Annotated in this window: 17 protein-coding genes; 11 read left to right on the forward strand and 6 right to left on the reverse strand. The window is 62.6% G+C overall.

The window, feature by feature from the left end; genetic code table 11:
- Window positions 1-23: 23 nt before the first annotated feature.
- Both GWE18_RS12955 and GWE18_RS12960 read right to left on the reverse strand, forming a co-directional pair.
- Window positions 24-776: a glycerophosphodiester phosphodiesterase family protein gene (locus GWE18_RS12955; protein ID WP_275186130.1), complete on the reverse strand. Its 753-nt coding sequence runs from the start codon at window positions 774-776 to the stop codon at window positions 24-26.
- A 14-nt stretch (window positions 777-790) separates the two neighbouring features.
- On the reverse strand, window positions 791-1,258 hold the full coding sequence (locus GWE18_RS12960) for a RidA family protein (RefSeq protein WP_275186131.1): 468 nt from the start codon (window positions 1,256-1,258) through the stop codon (window positions 791-793).
- 252 nt (window positions 1,259-1,510) lie between these two features.
- Between GWE18_RS12960 and GWE18_RS12965 the strand changes: the two genes are divergently transcribed.
- The 8 genes from GWE18_RS12965 (at window position 1,511) to GWE18_RS13000 (ending at window position 9,254) form a co-directional block, all read left to right on the forward strand.
- Window positions 1,511-2,377 carry a cell envelope integrity EipB family protein gene (locus GWE18_RS12965; protein ID WP_275186132.1) on the forward strand — a complete coding sequence of 289 codons (867 nt, stop codon included), beginning with the start codon at window positions 1,511-1,513 and terminating at the stop codon, window positions 2,375-2,377.
- A 385-nt stretch (window positions 2,378-2,762) separates the two neighbouring features.
- Window positions 2,763-3,923: a pyruvate dehydrogenase (acetyl-transferring) E1 component subunit alpha gene (gene pdhA, locus GWE18_RS12970; protein WP_275186133.1), complete on the forward strand. Its 1,161-nt coding sequence runs from the start codon at window positions 2,763-2,765 to the stop codon at window positions 3,921-3,923.
- A complete protein-coding gene (locus GWE18_RS12975; protein WP_275186134.1) occupies window positions 3,916-4,896 on the forward strand; it encodes an alpha-ketoacid dehydrogenase subunit beta in 981 nt (326 codons plus the stop codon). The genes pdhA and GWE18_RS12975 overlap by 8 nt, the downstream gene beginning before the upstream one ends.
- Before the next feature lie 19 nt (window positions 4,897-4,915).
- Window positions 4,916-6,016 carry a dihydrolipoamide acetyltransferase family protein gene (locus tag GWE18_RS12980; protein ID WP_275186135.1) on the forward strand — a complete coding sequence of 367 codons (1,101 nt, stop codon included), beginning with the start codon at window positions 4,916-4,918 and terminating at the stop codon, window positions 6,014-6,016.
- Between the two features lie 137 nt (window positions 6,017-6,153).
- Window positions 6,154-7,566, forward strand: coding sequence for a nodulation protein NfeD (locus GWE18_RS12985; RefSeq protein WP_275186136.1), 1,413 nt, complete (start codon window positions 6,154-6,156; stop codon window positions 7,564-7,566).
- Window positions 7,556-8,320, forward strand: a complete 765-nt coding sequence (locus GWE18_RS12990) for a slipin family protein (protein ID WP_275186137.1) — start codon at window positions 7,556-7,558, stop codon at window positions 8,318-8,320. The genes GWE18_RS12985 and GWE18_RS12990 overlap by 11 nt, the downstream gene beginning before the upstream one ends.
- Before the next feature lie 139 nt (window positions 8,321-8,459).
- Window positions 8,460-8,753 (forward strand): GYD domain-containing protein, encoded by a 294-nt coding sequence (locus tag GWE18_RS12995; protein ID WP_275186138.1) that lies wholly within the window; start codon window positions 8,460-8,462, stop codon window positions 8,751-8,753.
- A 99-nt stretch (window positions 8,754-8,852) separates the two neighbouring features.
- Window positions 8,853-9,254, forward strand: a complete 402-nt coding sequence (locus GWE18_RS13000) for a RidA family protein (protein ID WP_275186139.1) — start codon at window positions 8,853-8,855, stop codon at window positions 9,252-9,254.
- Between the two features lie 115 nt (window positions 9,255-9,369).
- Here GWE18_RS13000 and GWE18_RS13005 read toward each other — a convergent pair whose 3' ends face one another.
- Together GWE18_RS13005 and GWE18_RS13010 are read right to left on the reverse strand one after the other, a co-directional pair.
- Entirely contained in the window at window positions 9,370-10,674 is a 1,305-nt protein-coding gene (locus GWE18_RS13005) for a DNA polymerase IV (protein WP_275186140.1), read from the reverse strand.
- Complete coding sequence (locus GWE18_RS13010; protein ID WP_275186141.1) at window positions 10,671-10,970, reverse strand: DUF3572 domain-containing protein; 300 nt, start codon at window positions 10,968-10,970, stop codon at window positions 10,671-10,673. The genes GWE18_RS13005 and GWE18_RS13010 overlap by 4 nt, the downstream gene beginning before the upstream one ends.
- A 227-nt stretch (window positions 10,971-11,197) precedes the next feature.
- Between GWE18_RS13010 and GWE18_RS13015 the strand changes: the two genes are divergently transcribed.
- Both GWE18_RS13015 and GWE18_RS13020 read left to right on the forward strand, forming a co-directional pair.
- Entirely contained in the window at window positions 11,198-11,563 is a 366-nt protein-coding gene (locus GWE18_RS13015; protein WP_027538546.1) for a response regulator, read from the forward strand.
- A gap of 12 nt (window positions 11,564-11,575) precedes the next feature.
- Window positions 11,576-12,949, forward strand: a complete 1,374-nt coding sequence (locus tag GWE18_RS13020; RefSeq protein WP_275186142.1) for a PleD family two-component system response regulator — start codon at window positions 11,576-11,578, stop codon at window positions 12,947-12,949.
- A 144-nt stretch (window positions 12,950-13,093) separates the two neighbouring features.
- Here GWE18_RS13020 and GWE18_RS13025 read toward each other — a convergent pair whose 3' ends face one another.
- Together GWE18_RS13025 and GWE18_RS13030 are read right to left on the reverse strand one after the other, a co-directional pair.
- The gene (locus GWE18_RS13025) at window positions 13,094-14,311 is read right to left on the reverse strand and encodes a serine hydrolase domain-containing protein (RefSeq protein ID WP_275186143.1); all 1,218 of its coding nucleotides are present in this window, start codon (window positions 14,309-14,311) and stop codon (window positions 13,094-13,096) included.
- A gap of 164 nt (window positions 14,312-14,475) precedes the next feature.
- Window positions 14,476-15,066, reverse strand: a complete 591-nt coding sequence (locus tag GWE18_RS13030; RefSeq protein WP_275186338.1) for a TetR/AcrR family transcriptional regulator — start codon at window positions 15,064-15,066, stop codon at window positions 14,476-14,478.
- A 161-nt stretch (window positions 15,067-15,227) separates the two neighbouring features.
- On the opposite strand from GWE18_RS13030, the gene GWE18_RS13035 reads away from it, so the two are divergent.
- Complete coding sequence (locus GWE18_RS13035; RefSeq protein ID WP_275186144.1) at window positions 15,228-16,460, forward strand: MFS transporter; 1,233 nt, start codon at window positions 15,228-15,230, stop codon at window positions 16,458-16,460.
- Window positions 16,461-16,524: the final 64 nt, after the last annotated feature.

Raw genomic sequence — 16,524 nt, forward strand, 5'->3', positions numbered from 1 at the left:
GTTCAAGGTGGGCGGTGCGCGCATCAGGTTCCCGGCAGGAACTCCTCGAAGATGATCTGGTCGGCATAGCGCGCGGCACGCGCGCGCTGCTCGGGCGTGCGCACGGTCCAGGCGAGCAGCGGCAGGCCGAAGACGTTGCGGGCGATCCAGGGAGCGACCGCGGGCAATTCGTTCACCCAATAGGCGACGAAATGCGGCCGGCTCCAGAAGGCGTGACGGAGATGCGTCATGCCTCGGCGCTGTTCCACCGAGGCTTCGGGCCATTCCTCGGCGGTATATTCGCGCTCCGCCACGATGCCGCGGGCGCGGCCGGGGATCAGTTCGCGCAGCGCCACCACCTGGTCCGGGTCGAATGACATGCCGACCGCAGGGCCGTCATACGAGGCGAGCACCTCCGCCATCCGTTTCACCAGCCGGCGATCACCGCCGAAATGGCTTTTGACCTCGATCACCAGCGGTACGCGGCCGGCGACGAGCGAACAGAGATCGCCGAGCGTCATCATCCGCTCCGGCGTGTTCTTGAAGCTGACAGCCTTGAGTTCGGCCGCGGTCTTGCCGAGCAGCGCGCCGGAACCCTCGGTGAGGCGGCCGAGCGCGTTGTCATGATGCACCATTGCTTCGCCATCCAACGAAAGCTGGATGTCGCATTCGATGGCGAAATTGCCGTCGACGGCGGCCTGCGCGGCGGCCGGCATATTCTCGACAATGCCGCGCGAAATATCATGCAGGCCGCGGTGGGCGACCGGCCGTGCCGTCAGCCAGTCCGGAGCACGCATCGGAACGGTCCCGCTCAGGACACCTCGAAGACGGCGTCCACCTCGACGGCGGCATCCGAGGGCAGGGAGGCGACGCCGACGGTGGTGCGGGCATGCCGGCCCTTGTCGCCGAACGCCGTGACCATCAGGTCGGAGGCGCCGTTGAGCACCTTGGGCCCGTCGAGGAAGTCGGGCGCGGAATTGATGAAGCCGCCGAGCCTGACGACGCGTACAACCTTGTCGAGATCGCCGAGCGCGGCCTTGACCTGGGCCAGCAGGTTGACGCCACAGCCCTGCGCCGCGGCGTAGCCCTGTTCGATGGTGACGCCGGCACCCAACTTGCCCTTGGCGATCAGCTTGCCTTCCGCATTGGCGCACACCTGGCCGGAGACGAACAGCAGGTTGCCGCTACGCACGAAGCCGACGTAGTTCGCCATGGGGGTGCGGGGCTCGTTCAGAACGATGCCTTGTGCCGCCAGCTTCTGTTCGACTGTACCCGCCATGTTTTTGTCCCCGCTTGATTTGATTGAACTGACCCGCGATCAGGCCGCATTGTTTCGCGCATCGCGCCGCTCGTTGCAAGCGACGGTCGATCTGTGTCCCGCGCTCGCGATCGAAGCGAAATCCCGCCGGAAAATGCCGAAAAGCGGGGCGCTTCGGCCGCTAATTCTTGCGTTTTTGTGGCGCGGCCCTAGTTGCGACGCAATGGAGCCGTCACTAATGTAATCGAATCTCCCTTGAGGAAAAAACTGGACATGGCTAGCTCGTTCCCGATTCCGGTCCGCGCTTTGGCGCTCTCGGTTGCCGCGACCTTGATATCCGGCTTCGCAGGCGGACCAGCGCTGGCAGGCGCAAGCGGGCCGTTTCTCGCTCACCAGGCGCTGTATGAACTGAAACTGGTCAAGTCGCGCGGGACCAACGCGATATCAGGCGCACGCGGCCGCATCCTCTACAATTTCTCAGGCAGCGCCTGCGAGGGCTACACGTCCGAATTCCGCCAGGTGTCCGAGCTCGACAGCGGCGAGGGCAAGCTGACACTGAGCGACCTTCGCTCGCGCTCCTGGGAAGACGCTTCCGGCAAGAGCTATCGCTTCAAGATCGACACCCGCATGAACGATGCCGACTCCGCGCCGATCGACGGCGTGGCGGAGCGGGCCGGCGACCGCATCACGGTCAAGCTGAAGCAGCCGGTTGCGAAGACGTTCGAGCTCGACGGCAAGATCGTGTTCCCGACCGAGCAGATCAAGCACATCATCGCCGCCGCCCGCGAGGGCAAATCGGTGCTGGAGCTGATGGTCTATGACGGCTCCGACAATGGCGAGAAGGTCTACAATACGCTGTCAGTGATCGGGCAGCCGATCCCGGGCACGCGCAGCATCGCATCGCCCGATCCCTCGACCGCCAACGACCAGATGAAGACGCTGACCCGCTGGCCCGTGACCGTGAGCTATTACGACCGCGACGCCAAGGCGAAAGATGGCGAGCAGACACCGGTTTACGCGATGTCATTCGAGCTGTTCGAGAACGGCGTCTCCCGCGCGCTGGTGCTCGACTACAATGATTTCGTGATCTCGGGCGCGATGGGCCGCTTCGATGTCAGGGATTCCAAGCCGTGTAAGTAAGCGCACCGTCCCGCCGGTCGGCACCCCGGAGACTGCGCCCGCGCGTCTTCAACGTTCGCTTGATGTCATCCGTGCGTGAAGTCGCCGGGCTTCAATCCGAGCGCTTTGACGGCTGGCTCCGGAAGCGGTCCCCAAGCTTCGACCCTTTCGTTCGGGGCCATCATTGCGGCGATAATTGCCTCGGCCTTTGCCGGATCCTGCTCAGCCACATAGTAGACCGAGCGAACGGGTGAACCGCCTCCCAACGGTTCGGTTGTTACGAGGACGACCTGACCATTTGCCATGTTTCCGTATACCACTGACGTGATGTCGCTTCCACGGTGGTAGTGGCCGATCCCCACAAAGCCGCGGTGCAGCAACGGCTGTTTGGGTGCACCATCTTGTATTGTTCTGGTCGAGCACCAATTACCAACATGGGAGGCACAATCGCTCCAGGAGCGATGACGTGGCCAGTAAGAAAATGGCAGACGGAGGGCTGCCGGTGGTCGCGCGCTTTGAGGTGCGCCACCGCAATTACCTCGCGCCAGACGGCTCGATAAACAGGCCGCTCCCCGCGTTCGCCTCCGATGCAAATTTGCTGGTCTCGCTCTATCGAGCGATGGTGTTGCTTCGCAGCTTTGATCGAAAGGCTGTTGCACTGCAACGCACCGGACGGCTTGGGACCTATGCCGTTTCGCTCGGCCAGGAGGCGGTGTCCGTTGGCATCGCCAGCGCGATGCGGAGCGAAGACGTCCTGCTGCCCTCCTATCGGGATAACGGTGCGCTGCTCTGGCGCGGCGTCAATCCGGAAGAGATTCTGTTGTTCTGGGGCGGCGATGAGCGGGGCAATCACTTCTCCGGACCGGTCGAGGATTTTCCATTTTGCGTTCCGGTGGGATCGCAGGCGCCGCATGCCGCTGGGGTTGGCTATGCCTTCAAGCTGCGTAAAGAGCCGCGCGTCGCCGTATGCCTGTTCGGCGACGGCGCCACCTCGAAGGGCGATGTCTACGAAGCGATGAATTTTGCCGGTGTGCACAAATTGCCGGTCGTGTTCGTCGCCACCAACAATCAATGGGCCATATCCGTACCCTTGCGGCTGCAGACCGGTTGCGAAACCCTGGCGCAGAAGGCCATCGCCGCCGGGTTCATCGGTGAGCAGGTGGACGGGAGCGACGTGGTGGCGGTGCGCGCCGCGGCTGAAGAAGCCGTTGCCGCGGCCCGCGACGGCCAAGGGCCGCGCTTTATCGAGGCGCTTGCCTACCGGCTCGGCGATCACACAACCTCTGACGACGCATCACGCTATCGTCAGGAGGCAGAAGTTCAGGCGCGCTGGAGGGAAGAGCCGATTGCACGGTTGAGAGCCTTTCTCGTCGGCCAAAAAATGTGGAGCAAGGCGGAGGAGGAACGGCTTGCCGCGGAGTGCCATGAGCGCGTCGAGGCAGCGGTCGAGCGCTACCTGGCAACAGAGCCGCGCCGACCCGAAACCATGTTCGATCACCTTTATGCCGAACTGCCCGAGGTCTATGCCGCGCAGCGCCGCGAACTCGCGGGAGAGGGCGATGTCTGAGATGACGTTGGTCGAAGCCATCAATCTGGCGCTCGCCCGCGCAATGGAGGATGATCCTGATGTGATCGTGCTTGGCGAGGATGTCGGCATTAATGGCGGCGTCTTCCGCGCGACCGCCGGGCTGCAAACGCGTTTCGGGTCGGAGCGCGTCCTCGATACGCCGCTTGCCGAACTCCTGATCAGCGGACTCTGTGTCGGCATGGCGGCGCAGGGGTTGAAGCCCATCGGCGAGATCCAGTTTATGGGATTTCTGTATCCCTGCATCGATCAACTGGTGAATCACGCTTCCCGAATCCGCAACCGCAGCCAGGGACGGCTCACTTGTCCCATGGTTCTGCGCACGCCGCATGGCGCCGGCATCCGCGCGCCCGAGCATCATTCCGAAAGCACCGAGGCGATGCTCGCCCATATCCCCGGCTTGCGCGTTGTCATTCCTTCGTCGCCGGAACGCGCATACGGACTGCTCCTCGCCGCGATCCGCGATCCCGATCCGGTGGTGTTTCTGGAGCCGACCCGCATCTACCGCGCGGCGAAAGGCGAGGTGGAAGACAACGGCGAAGCCTTGCCGCTGGATGTCGCCTTTGTCCTGCGGGAAGGCCGCGACGTCACGCTGATTAGCTGGGGGGCGATGCTGAAGGAAACCATGGCGGCTGCCGACGCGCTCGCCGTCGAGGGTATCACAGCCGAGGTCGTCGATCTCGCCACGCTCAAGCCTTACGATGAAGTCACGGTGCTCGGTTCGGTGGCAAAAACCGGGCGTTGCGTCATTGTGCACGAGGCGACACGCACCGGCGGATTCGGAGCCGAGATCGCCGCGCTGATCGCCGAACGCAGCCTGACCTCTCTGCTCGCACCTGTAGCCCGCATCACCGGCTACGATACGGTGATTCCGATGGCCCGGCTCGAGCAGCACATGATGCCGTCGGTCGGTCGTATCGTCACGGCCGCGCGAAAGGCCTGCCAGTTCAGTTGATGTTCAGCGGACTTATCTCATGCGTCAGTTCGTATTGCCGGATCTGGGAGAGGGTCTCGAAGAGGCGGAGATCGTGAACTGGTATGTCAACGAAGGTGATCACGTCGTCACCGATCAGCCGCTGGTTTCCGTCGAAACTGACAAGGCCGTCGTCGAGGTGCCGTCACCGTCGAGCGGACGCATCCTGCATCTGTTTGGCGTCAAGGGAGATGTGGTGAAGGTAGGCGCGCCGCTCGTCGAGTTTGCCGAAGGTCCCGAGCAAGACACCGGTACAATTGTCGGCGAACTCGGCACCAGCGAGCAGCCGCCGGCGGCAGCGGCACCTTCCGGGCCGGCGGCTGGACAGAAAGCTCAGGTGTTTCCGGCGGTGCGTGCGCTCGCGCGCAAGCTCGACGTCGATCTCGAGCTTGTCGAAGCCACGGGACCCGGCGGCTTCATCTCGCGTGCGGATGTGGAACGAGCTGCCAAGACTTTGTCCCATACCGGGCCTGCCGAGCCCCTGCGCGGTTTGCGGCGTGCGATGGCGCAGCGCATGACGGCGGCGCATGCCGAGATCGTCCCGGCCGGCGTCACCGATGAGGCCGATATCGACGATTGGCGGACCGGCGAGGACGTGACAATCCGGTTGGTGCGCGCGATCGCTGTTGCCTGCAAGGCAGAGCCTTCGCTCAATGCCTGGTACAATTCCGGCGCCGGTGAACGGCGTCTGATCGACCGTATCGATCTCGGCATCGCCGTCGACACCGGGGGTGGCCTTATTGTTCCCGTGTTGCGCAATGTCGCTGAGCGGGACATATCGGACTTGCGAGCCGGGCTTGACCGGATGCGGGCGGACGCGGTCGCGCGCTCGATACCTCCGGGAGAGTTGCGCGGCGCCACGATTACGCTGTCGAATTTCGGGATGATCGGAGGCCGCTTCGCCAGCCTGATCGTGGTGCCGCCGCAAGTGGCGATCATAGGCGCCGGTCGTATTACCCAAGGGGTTGTCGCGTATCGGGGCCAGCCGGCGGTGAGGCGCGTGCTGCCGTTGTCGCTCACCTTTGACCATCGCGTCGTAACGGGCGGTGAAGCCGCTCGCTTCCTGGTAGCACTGAAATCGGATCTCGAGCAGTTTTCGTGAGACGGTGGCTGAGATACGAACGGTCCAAGCCCAGCAAGCGTCCTGACTTGACCGGGAAATGCTGCGGATCGCCAATTCGGCCTATATTGAGATTCGGCGAGGATATCCCATATCATTTCGATAAGGGAGTCCTCGCTGTGCAGACTGTACAGGCGACTCTTGTTGCGGCCGCTGCAGCCGTAGTTATGGCTGTTTCTCCCGTTGCTGCCTCAGCAGGGGAGAACAACAGCAAGCTTGCGCTGACCATCTCGGTCGACGGAGCGATCGGGCCGGCAACGGCCCGCTACGTGAAAGATGCGCTGACCAAGGCAAGCGAACGACGTGCCGAGGTTGTCGTTCTGCGCATGAACACACCGGGCGGTCTCGCAACCAGCATGCGCGAGATTATCGCAGACGTGCTGGCGTCGCGCGTTCCCGTGGTCGGTTACGTCGCGCCCTCCGGAGCCCATGCGGCCAGCGCAGGGACCTATCTCCTTTACGCCACGCATATCGCGGCCATGGCGCCGGGCACCAATCTCGGAGCGGCGACGCCGGTGCAGATTGGCGGCCCGCTGCCAGGTTTGCCGGACGCTAGCCCTGACAAGGGCGACAAGGATAAAGACAAGAAGGACGGCGACCAGCAGCCGAAGACCAGGGATTCCATGACGGCGAAGGCGACGAACGACGCCGTCGCCTTGATCCGCAGTCTTGCCGAGTTGCGTGGCCGAAATGCCGATTGGGCGGAGAAGGCGGTGCGGGAGGCCGCCAGCCTTTCGGCCAATGCAGCATTGCAGGCGAATGTCATCGATCTCGTTGCACGTGATCAGGCCGAACTGCTCAGGCAGATCGATGGTCGCGCGGTCGAGGCTGCGGGTGGCGATACCCGACATTTGGCGACGAAAGATGCTGTCCTCGAAGCGGTCGATCCAGGATGGATCTCACGATTCCTGGCGGTCATCACCAATCCCAATGTTGCGCTGATTTTGCTCCTCGTCGGCGTCTACGGCCTGATTTTCGAATTCACTTCGCCCGGCGCGGTCGCCCCCGGGATTGTAGGCACGATCTGCCTGCTGCTTGGCCTCTATGCCCTCAACCTGCTCCCGATAAACTACGCCGGCCTCGCCTTGATGGTGGTCGGGATCGTGCTTCTGACCATCGAAGTCTTCAACCCGACCGTGGTTATCGGCCTCGGCGGCATCATCGCCTTTGTGCTCGGAGCGATCATGCTCTTCGACGTAGAAGCGCCGGGCTACCGGGTGTCATGGCCGGTCGTCGGCATCACGGCGGCAATGTTTATTGGTCTTGTTCTCGTCGTACTCAGATCGCTTCGACGCGCCGGCAAGGGTCCGGTACGGGTCGGTGCACAAGCCATGCGTGGCCTATCTGCAGAGGTCATCGACTGGTCTGAGAACGAGGGCCACGTCTTCGCGCAGGGTGAACGCTGGCAAGCGCGCGGCGCTGAAACCTTCAAGCCGGGAGAGGTGGTCGAGGTGGCCAACATCATAGATTTGACGCTGGTGGTGCGGCGCCGACCGACGCTGATCGGCAAGGAGGTACGTCATGATGCTTGAATATCTGACCTATGCGTCGCTTGCGGTAATCGTAATCCTATTTTTAGCCTCCGCCATTCGTATCCTGCGGGAATACGAGCGCGGCGTCATCTTCACGCTCGGCCGCTTCACTGGGGTGAAGGGCCCGGGACTCATCATCCTGATCCCAGTTGTGCAGCAGATGGTGAAGGCCGACCTCAGGGTGATGGTACAGGTAGTGCCACCCCAGGACGTAATTTCGCGCGACAACGTCCCGGTCAAGGTCAACGCCGTTCTCTACTTCCGTATCGTCGATGCCGAGCGCGCCATCATCAAGGTCGGCGATTTCATGGCCGCAACCAGCCAACTGGCGCAGACCACGCTGCGCTCGGTGCTCGGCAAGCACGAACTGGACGAGATGCTCGCCGAGCGGGACAGGCTTAATTCCGACATTCAGGAAATTCTCGATCAGCAGACCGACGTCTGGGGCATCAAGGTTACCACCATCGAGATCAAGGATATCGATCTCAACGAAACCATGGTGCGCGCGATTGCCAAGCAGGCCGAGGCGGAGCGGTTGCGACGCGCCAAAGTGATCAATGCGATGGGCGAGCAGCAAGCCGCCGAGAAGCTAGTCGAGGCCGGCCGAACGCTTGCGCGGGAGCCGCAGGCGATGCAGTTGCGCTACTTTGCGGCGCTGCACGACATTGCCGGCGAGCGCTCCTCGACCGTGGTCTTTCCGCTGCCGATGGATTTGCTCGGCCATCTGCCCGGACGCCGGAACGAAGCAACGTGACTTTGGTCGTGACCTGGGTCGTTGCCGGTACAAGCCGATCGCGTGATGCTGCCCGAACGGTCAAGAGCGCTGATCTATCGACGCCCCTGAGCAATCGGTTAGAAAGTGCGGCTAAATCCGCCGACCGGGGAGAGCCACAATGGTAACCTATGTTGTGCTTGGAAGCTTCACCGACCAGGGAATCCGCACCGCGAAGGACTCGCCGAAGCGGGCAGAGGCTTTCAAGAAAATGGCCGAAACCTTCGGGGTCACCGTCAAGGAGCTGTTCTGGACACAGGGACGGTATGATGTTGTGACAATCCTCGATGCGCCGGATGAACTTTCCGCCATGGCGCTTAGCTTGAATCTTGGCGCCCTGGGCAATGTTCGCACCGAGTCGTTGCGTGCCTTCTCGGCGGCGGACATGACCGAGGTTGTCGGCAAGATGCTCTGACGGCCAGGACGCGCTGAGCATTCTGCGAAAACCAGTCTGGTCGAGAGCGCCGGACCCGGATACGCTTGGCCCAATCATGCAGGTCAGGGAGGCGCAAAAATGAGCAAGCTCGAACAACTTCGGCCAAGCGGCCTTCACCATAATCCGGCTTATTCCCACGTCGTCGTCGCCTCGGGCGCGCGCACGATCTATATCGCGGGACAGGTGTCCGTCGACGAGGAGGGACGGGTGGTCGGCGAGGGTGATCTGGCCGTGCAGACGACACAAGTGATGCACAATATTGGCCTGGCGCTGAAAGCAGCCGGCGCGAATTATTCCAATATCGTGAAGATCACTACTTTCGTCGTCGGCTATAAGCCGGAGCTCCGTCCCATTATCGGCAAGGCGCGCTCGGCGTTCTTTGAAGGCATGGAACCGCCGGCGAGCACGCTCGTCGGTGTAACGGCGCTTGCGGCCCCTGAATGGTTGATCGAGATTGAGGCAGTGGCCGTCGTCGATTGACGTTGCGGCGTCTTCGTCATTGCGAGGAGCGATAGCGACGAAGCAATCCATCAATCCCCGGGCGGCGAGGTGGATTGCTTCGCTTGCGCTCGCAATGACGGGCGAGGTCGGCGGTCTACTCCTCCTCGTCCTCTTCCTTCGCCGGTCCCTTGTACGCGATGCCCCTGATCACGGCGGCATTGCCGAACTTCTTCCGTAAGTTATCCATCGCGCGCTCGGCGTGGGCCGAACGGCGGTCGAGCATGTCGGTGTCGTCTCCTTGCGATTCCTCGCGCAGCGCGCTGACGCCGGTGCCCATCAGGCGGAAGGCGGTGCCGTCGATTTCCTTCGACAGCATTTCGCGTGACACCGCAAAAATCTTCGCGGCGAGCTGGGTTGGCGCCTGAATCGATTGCGAGCGGGTGCGCTGCCTGAAATCGGTGGTCTTGAGCTTCAGCGTGATGGTGCAGCCTGCGAGATTGCCGTTCTTCAGCCGTGACGACACTTTCTCCGACAGCCGCCACAACAGCCGTTCCAGCGTGGCGAAATCCCTGATGTCGGTTTCGAACGTGGTCTCGCTCGAAATCGTCTTGGCGCCGCGGTCCGGCACCACGGTGCGGTCGTCGATGCCGCGTGCCAGCCGCCACAGCCTGCGGCCTTCGCCGCCGAATTGCTTCATCAACTCGACCTCGTCGGCGCGTTGCAGGTCCGCAATGGTGCGAAAACCCCGCTGCACGAGCTTTTCCTGGGTCGCGGGGCCGACGCCGTAGATGAAGCCGACCGGCTTGTCCGCGAGCATTGCGCGGGCCTCGACCTGATCGAGCGCGGCAAAGCCGCGCGGCTTGTCGAGATCGGAGGCGATCTTGGCAAGGAACTTGTTGCAGGACAGGCCGACGGAAACCGTGATCCCGATGTCGCGTTCGACGTCGCGGGCAAAGCGCGCCAGCACCTTTGCCGGGATCATGCCGTGAACGCGCTGCGTGCCGGCAAGATCCAGGAAAGCCTCGTCGATCGACAGCGGTTCCACCAGCGGCGTCAGCGTCTGCATGGCGTGGCGTACCTCGCGGCCGACGCGGACATATTTCGAGATGTCGGGCGGGATCACGATTGCCTGGGGGCAAAGCGCCAGCGCCTTGAACATCGGCATCGCCGAGCGTACGCCATAGGTTCGCGAGACGTAGCAGGCGGCCGAGACCACGCCACGTTTGCCGCCGCCGATGATCACGGGCTTGTCGGCAAGTTCCGGATTGTCGCGCTTCTCCACCGTGGCGTAGAAGGCGTCGCAATCGATATGTGCCAGCGTCAGCGAAGGCAGGGCGTGATGGCGGACAAGGCGCGGGGAACCGCATTCGCCGCAACGCCTGGCCTTGATATCGAGGTCGCCGAGACAATCCCGGCAGAAAGCGCGCGGACCGTCAGAGGATGCCGCGGGCGCGGTCACGGCACGTCGCGCTCCCAGTCCGGGTCACCGAGCACCTGGCGGGCGGCGGCGATATTGGTCGGATGCACTTGCGAGGCGCTCGCAAACGCCTTCACGGTCGCGTCGTCGCGCATCACGAAATCGAGCACAGACGCCAGAAATTGCGGGTCGGCCGCAGCCGTTCGCAGCGTCTCCGGACCGATGCCGCTTTCGGCCAGGAACAGGCCGAGCCTTTCCGGATCGCCGGCAATGAAACTCAGCGCCTGAACTGCAACGATTTCAGCTACTTCGAGGGGGTTGTGAACAGTCTTTTTCAATAGATGGGTTTGCCTTTCCGTTAACTTATGGTCTCTAATTTGGAACCATCATGCCCGAGTCTACGCTGTGTGTTCAATAATGGACCGCTTCGTAAAACTTGGCGCATCGATTTAACTGGTTAGAGCGAACTTGGCGCTAGTTTGAATTCACTTTTCGACAAGCCCGGCGGCGGTGCTGAAGTACTGAAAGGCCGGACTTGTTTCCTGAAGATGAGGGGAGGGACGGGATGGCAAAAACCGTCCTGATCGTGGAGGACAACGAGCTCAACATGAAGCTCTTTCGCGACCTGTTGGAGGCGCATGGCTATCAGACCTCGGGGACCAGCAACGGTTTCGAGGCGCTCGATCTCGTCCGCAAGCTGCGTCCTGATCTGATCCTGATGGATATCCAGCTTCCGCAAGTGTCGGGCCTCGAAGTGACGCGCTGGATCAAGGACGATCCGGAGTTGCGCGCCATTCCGGTGGTTGCCGTCACTGCCTTTGCGATGAAGGGCGACGAAGAGCGCATCCGCGAGGGCGGCTGCGAGGCGTATTTGTCCAAGCCAATTTCCGTCGGCAAGTTTATTGAAACCGTGCGGCGCTTTATCGGGTAGGAGTGAGTTTCGATGTCTGCGCGTATCCTCGTCGTCGATGACGTCCCAGCGAACGTCAAGCTGCTGGAAGCCCGCCTGTCGGCCGAATATTTCGACGTGCTGACGGCTTCGAACGGCGCCGAGGCGCTCGACATCTGCGCCCACTCCGAATGCGACATCATCCTGCTCGACGTCATGATGCCCGACATGGACGGTTTCGAGGTCTGCCGTCGGCTGAAATCCAACCCGGCCACGCATTTCATTCCGGTGGTCATCGTCACGGCGTTGGACAGCCCGTCTGATCGCGTTCGCGGGCTGGAAGCCGGCGCCGACGATTTTCTCACCAAGCCGGTGTCCGACGTGGTTCTGATCGCGCGCGTTCGGTCCCTGACGCGGCTGAAGATGATGACGGATGAGCTGCGCATGCGCGCCATCACCTCGCTTGAGATCGGCATGGAGGCGCCCGAGCGCAGCGCGATCGCCGACAAGGGCGTCGGCGGGCGGGTCCTTTTGGTCGACGACCGGCCGTCGTCCTACGAGCGGCTGGCGCCGATCCTTTCCGCCGAGCACACCGTCGACGTCGAAATCAATCCGGCGGAAGCGCTGTTTCACGCCGCCGATGGCAATTACGATTTGCTGATCGTTTCGCTCAGCCTGGAAAATTACGACGGCCTGCGGCTGTGCAGCCAGGCGCGCTCGCTGGAGCGCACCCGCCAGTTGCCGATCCTCGCCATCTCCGACGCCGACAACAATGCGCGGCTGCTCCGCGGGCTCGAAATCGGCGTCAACGACTATCTGTTGCGCCCGGTCGACAAGAACGAACTGCTGGCGCGGGCGCGCACCCAGATCCGCAAGCGGCGCTATACCGATCATCTGCGCGACAATGTGCAGAATTCGATCGAAATGGCGATCACTGACGCGCTGACCGGCCTGCATAACCGCCGCTACATGGAAAGCCATCTCTCGACGCTTGTCGAGCAGGCCTCGAGCCGAGGCAGGCCGCTCGCGCTGATGATCCTCGATATCGACTTCTTCAAATCCATCAACGACACCTACGGCCACGACGCCGGCGACGACGTGCTGCGCGAGTTCGCGGTGCGCATCCGCAAGTCGATCCGCGGCATCGATCTCGCCTGCCGCTACGGCGGCGAGGAGTTCGTCATCGTGATGCCGGAAACCGATATCCAGGTCGCCGGCATGGTCGCCGAGCGCCTGCGCCGCTCGATCGCCGGCGAAACTTTTGCCGTCAACAAGGGCACCAAGCGCATCGACGTCACGATCTCGATCGGGCTGGCGACGCTGGACCACAAGGACGAGCCTGTCGCCGACGTGCTCAAGCGCGCCGACATCGCGCTCTATCGCGCCAAGCACGACGGGCGCAACAGGGTGGTCTCGACGGCGGCGTGACTCACCACGGTCGTCCCTGCAAACGCAGGGACCCATAGCCACCGGCGGATGTTTTGCGAACAGCGTCGGCCACTCTGCTCTATTGAAAGATCACGCGGTATGGGTCCCTGCGTTCGCAGGGACGACGATGGATCAGTGGTCGCCTCAGGCAATCACCGTAGCGTCCTGCTTCACCGCCTCATACGCCAGCCGTTTGAACTCGAACGAGAACGGATGAACGAACGACATCTGGCGCTGCGCCATCATCACGCCGGCCATGTTGCGCTTTGGCGAGATCCACCATTGGGTGCCGGCGACACCGCCCCAGTAGAGTTCACCTGACGCATCGGGGTGATCGAACGCCGAAGGCTTGAGGATCAATCCGCCGGCGAGGCTATACGCCTTGCCGGGCTGTTCGCCCATCAAGGCAAAGCGGATCCACTGTCCCTCAGGCAACTGGTTCGTCATCATCTGCGCGATCGTCTCCGGCTTGAGCAGGGTCGGGCCGCCCGGCAGCAGGCTTCGGATCAATGCGACCATGTCGGGCAGCGTTGAAACCAGTCCGCCGCCGCCACTGAGCCTCGCGATCGGGCGCAGATAAGCGCCGGGAAAGGGCGCCTTGTCGGTTCGGGTCAATCCCGGCTTCATCGGCTCCATCAGGTCGGCGCCGGCGTAGTACGCAACGAGCCGTGCCTGATCCTTTTCCGGCACCAGGAAGCCGGTGTCGACCATGCCGAGCGGATCGAGGATGCGCGCCTGGATGAATCTATCAAAACTCTGGCCGCTGATGACCTCGACCAGCCGCGACACGACGTCCGTGGCGAGCGAGTATTCCCACGATGTGCCGGGATGATAGATCAGCGGCAAGCCGGCCAGCACGTCCACCATGTCAGCCAGCGTCGTCATGGGATTGTGGACGCCGCGGTCGTTGAGGGCCTTGAAGATGGTCGTGCCCGGATCGAAAAAGCCGTAGCTCAGACCGGAGCTGTGGCTCAGGAGCTGACGGATGGTGATCGAGCGCTTCGCCGGCTCGGTGTCATCAAGTGACGTTGCACCCGGGCGCAGGACTTTCCGATTTCCAAGCTGCGGAATAAATTTTTCGATCGGATCGTCGAGCTTGAGTTTGCCTTCCTCGAACAGCAGCAGCGCGGCGCAGGAGGTGACCAGCTTGGTGTTGGAAAAGACGCGAAAGATGTGATCGGTGCGCAGCGGCGTCTGTGCTTCCTTGTCGGCCCAGCCGACGCAGTTTACATCGACGAGGTCGCGTCCGATCATGACCGCCCAGGAAATGCCTGATAGCAGGTTGTTGTCGACATACCGCTGCATCGCCGCCTGCGCCGGTTTGAAGTCGTAACCGTTAGCGGTGACTTTCAGATCTTCCATGCTCGCTCCCCTGTTTCACAGCTTCGCGCTGCTTGTCGTCCCTGCGAAAGCAGGGACCCATAACCACCGGCGCTAGTTGCGAAGAAGGTAACTACCACATCGCCTGACTGAAAGGCCACGGCGTATGGGTCCCTGCTTTCGCAGGGACGACAGCGGAGAGTGCCTCAAGAAGCCGACCTTGACCGCCGTTTCTTTGCCGTATGTTTGTTCTGCCGATCAGCCGCACCAACCTTCACCCCCGCATTCTTCAACAGCACTATCGCCGCTTCCCTGGCCGCCCGCGCCATCGCGGGATCGTTGCGGACGAGATCCTGCGCGATCGAGCCGTCGACGAGCAAAGCAAGCTGTGTCGCAAGCGCTTCTGCCTCTGCGACGCCGAGCTGCGCGAGCAGGTCGCGAAACCAGAGGCGGCGGCTTTCCTTGAAGGCGACAGCAACCTTTCGGACCGACCGGTCTTCGCCGAGTTCGGCAACCGCATTGACGAAGGGACAGCCACGAAAATCTTTTGCCGAGAAGCGCCGTTCCAGCGAATCGAAAGTGCCGAGAATCTGCTCGACCGGCGATTTGTCTGATGGACGCGGAGCCACGAAACGCCGCGCCAGATAGGCTGAGATCAGCGCGTCCTTGGATGGGAAATGGTTGTAGAGCGTGCGCTTGCTGATGCCGATTTCAGCCGCGATGGTGTCGACGCCGACCGCGCGAATTCCCTGCAGATAGAACAGCCTATCCGCGGTTTCGAGAATCCGGTCCTTCATGTCGGGTTTGGCGGGCAGGGTAGCCATGCGAATGCGTGGGTCACCGTTAGCTTGACAGCAGAGCCCCCTTATAGCCTAGTTACACAGGTCTGTGTACCTATTTCAGATGTCAATTGCAGGACGCGGCGTTCGAATCGCGGCCGATAGCGAGAACAAAAACAATGGCCCTGCTGCAAATCCTGCGTCCGACACTGCCCATCCTGATCGGCGCGTCCATCATGCTCACGCTCAGCATGGGCCTGCGGCAATCGCTCGGCCTGTTCATGCAGCCGCTGACGCAGGACATCCGGATTTCGGTCTCCGATTTCACGCTGGCGCTCGCGGTGCAAAATCTCGCCTGGGGATTTTTGCAGCCGCTCGCCGGTGCGTTGACGGTGCGCTACGGCTTCCGCGCCATCATGGTGGCGGGCGCGCTGCTCTATGTTGCCGGCCTTGCCTTGATGGCAGGCGCGAATGGCTTTCTCAGCGTCATGATCGGCGGCGGTGTGTTGATCGGCACCTCGCTGGCCTGTACCGCTGCGGCGATCGCGATGTCGGTAGCGGCCCGCGCGGTGCCTGCGTCGGTGCGCTCGACGGTGCTCGGCCTGGTGTCGGGTGCGGGGTCGCTCGGCGCGCTGCTGTCGGCGCCGATCGGGCAGATGCTCAATGAAGGGTACGGTTGGCGTGTCGGCCTGATAGGCTTTGTGGTGCTGTCGCTCCTGATGATTCCGGCCGCCTGGTACGCGGGCAGGGTGGACAATATCCCGCTGCCCAAGCCGGCGGATGACGAAATCGGCAACTCTTCGGCCGGCGTCGCGACCAGGATCGCGTTCTCCAACGCCTCCTTCGTGGTGATGACCGGCGCCTATTTCGTCTGCGGCATGCAGCTCGTCTTCCTCACCACGCACCTGCCGTCCTATCTGGCGATCTGCGGCATGGACCCGATGCTGAGCGCGCAGACGCTCGGCATGATCGGCGGCTTCAATGTGCTCGGCAGCATCTTCTTCGGCTGGGCCGGGCAGCGCTGGAACAAGCTGGCGCTGCTTGGCGGCATCTACATCTTCCGCTCGATCGCGCTCGCCTGGTACTTCACGCTGCCGCCGACGCCGGCGACCACGCTGCTGTTCGGCGCCATCATGGGCTTTCTGTGGATGGGCGTAGGCCCGCTGGTCGCGGGCGCAGTCGCCGAGATGTTCGGCCTGAAGTGGCAGGCGATGATCCAGGGCCTCGCCTTCATGAGCCACCAGGTCGGCAGCTTCCTCGGCGCTTTCGGGGGCGGGGTGCTCTACGACGCGCTCGGCTCCTATACCATGGCGTGGCGGATCGGCGTCGCGCTGGGCTTGGCCGGCGGCATCATCCAGGTCGCATTTGCTCTGATCCGGCCGAGCGGGCCGCCGCAGTTGCAGACGGCGTAGGGCGGCGACTCCATCGCCAGCCGTCATCACCGCGAAGTATTTAGTCCGGAGACATGGCTGACAC

The organism is Bradyrhizobium sp. CSA112 (genome assembly GCF_029051645.1).
GTDB lineage: Bacteria > Pseudomonadota > Alphaproteobacteria > Rhizobiales > Xanthobacteraceae > Bradyrhizobium.

Bases quoted from the DNA above. Each gene is read 5' to 3' on its own strand.
- GWE18_RS12955 (WP_275186130.1), bottom strand. From the start codon at position 776: ATGCGTGCTCCGGACTGGCTGACGGCACGGCCGGTCGCCCACCGCGGC.
- GWE18_RS12960 (WP_275186131.1), bottom strand. From the start codon at position 1,258: ATGGCGGGTACAGTCGAACAGAAGCTGGCGGCACAAGGCATCGTTCTG.
- GWE18_RS12965 (WP_275186132.1), top strand. From the start codon at position 1,511: ATGGCTAGCTCGTTCCCGATTCCGGTCCGCGCTTTGGCGCTCTCGGTT.
- GWE18_RS12975 (WP_275186134.1), top strand. From the start codon at position 3,916: ATGTCTGAGATGACGTTGGTCGAAGCCATCAATCTGGCGCTCGCCCGC.
- GWE18_RS12980 (WP_275186135.1), top strand. From the start codon at position 4,916: ATGCGTCAGTTCGTATTGCCGGATCTGGGAGAGGGTCTCGAAGAGGCG.
- GWE18_RS12990 (WP_275186137.1), top strand. From the start codon at position 7,556: ATGATGCTTGAATATCTGACCTATGCGTCGCTTGCGGTAATCGTAATC.
- GWE18_RS12995 (WP_275186138.1), top strand. From the start codon at position 8,460: ATGGTAACCTATGTTGTGCTTGGAAGCTTCACCGACCAGGGAATCCGC.
- GWE18_RS13000 (WP_275186139.1), top strand. From the start codon at position 8,853: ATGAGCAAGCTCGAACAACTTCGGCCAAGCGGCCTTCACCATAATCCG.
- GWE18_RS13015 (WP_027538546.1), top strand. From the start codon at position 11,198: ATGGCAAAAACCGTCCTGATCGTGGAGGACAACGAGCTCAACATGAAG.
- GWE18_RS13020 (WP_275186142.1), top strand. From the start codon at position 11,576: ATGTCTGCGCGTATCCTCGTCGTCGATGACGTCCCAGCGAACGTCAAG.
- GWE18_RS13025 (WP_275186143.1), bottom strand. From the start codon at position 14,311: ATGGAAGATCTGAAAGTCACCGCTAACGGTTACGACTTCAAACCGGCG.
- GWE18_RS13030 (WP_275186338.1), bottom strand. From the start codon at position 15,066: ATGAAGGACCGGATTCTCGAAACCGCGGATAGGCTGTTCTATCTGCAG.
- GWE18_RS13035 (WP_275186144.1), top strand. From the start codon at position 15,228: ATGGCCCTGCTGCAAATCCTGCGTCCGACACTGCCCATCCTGATCGGC.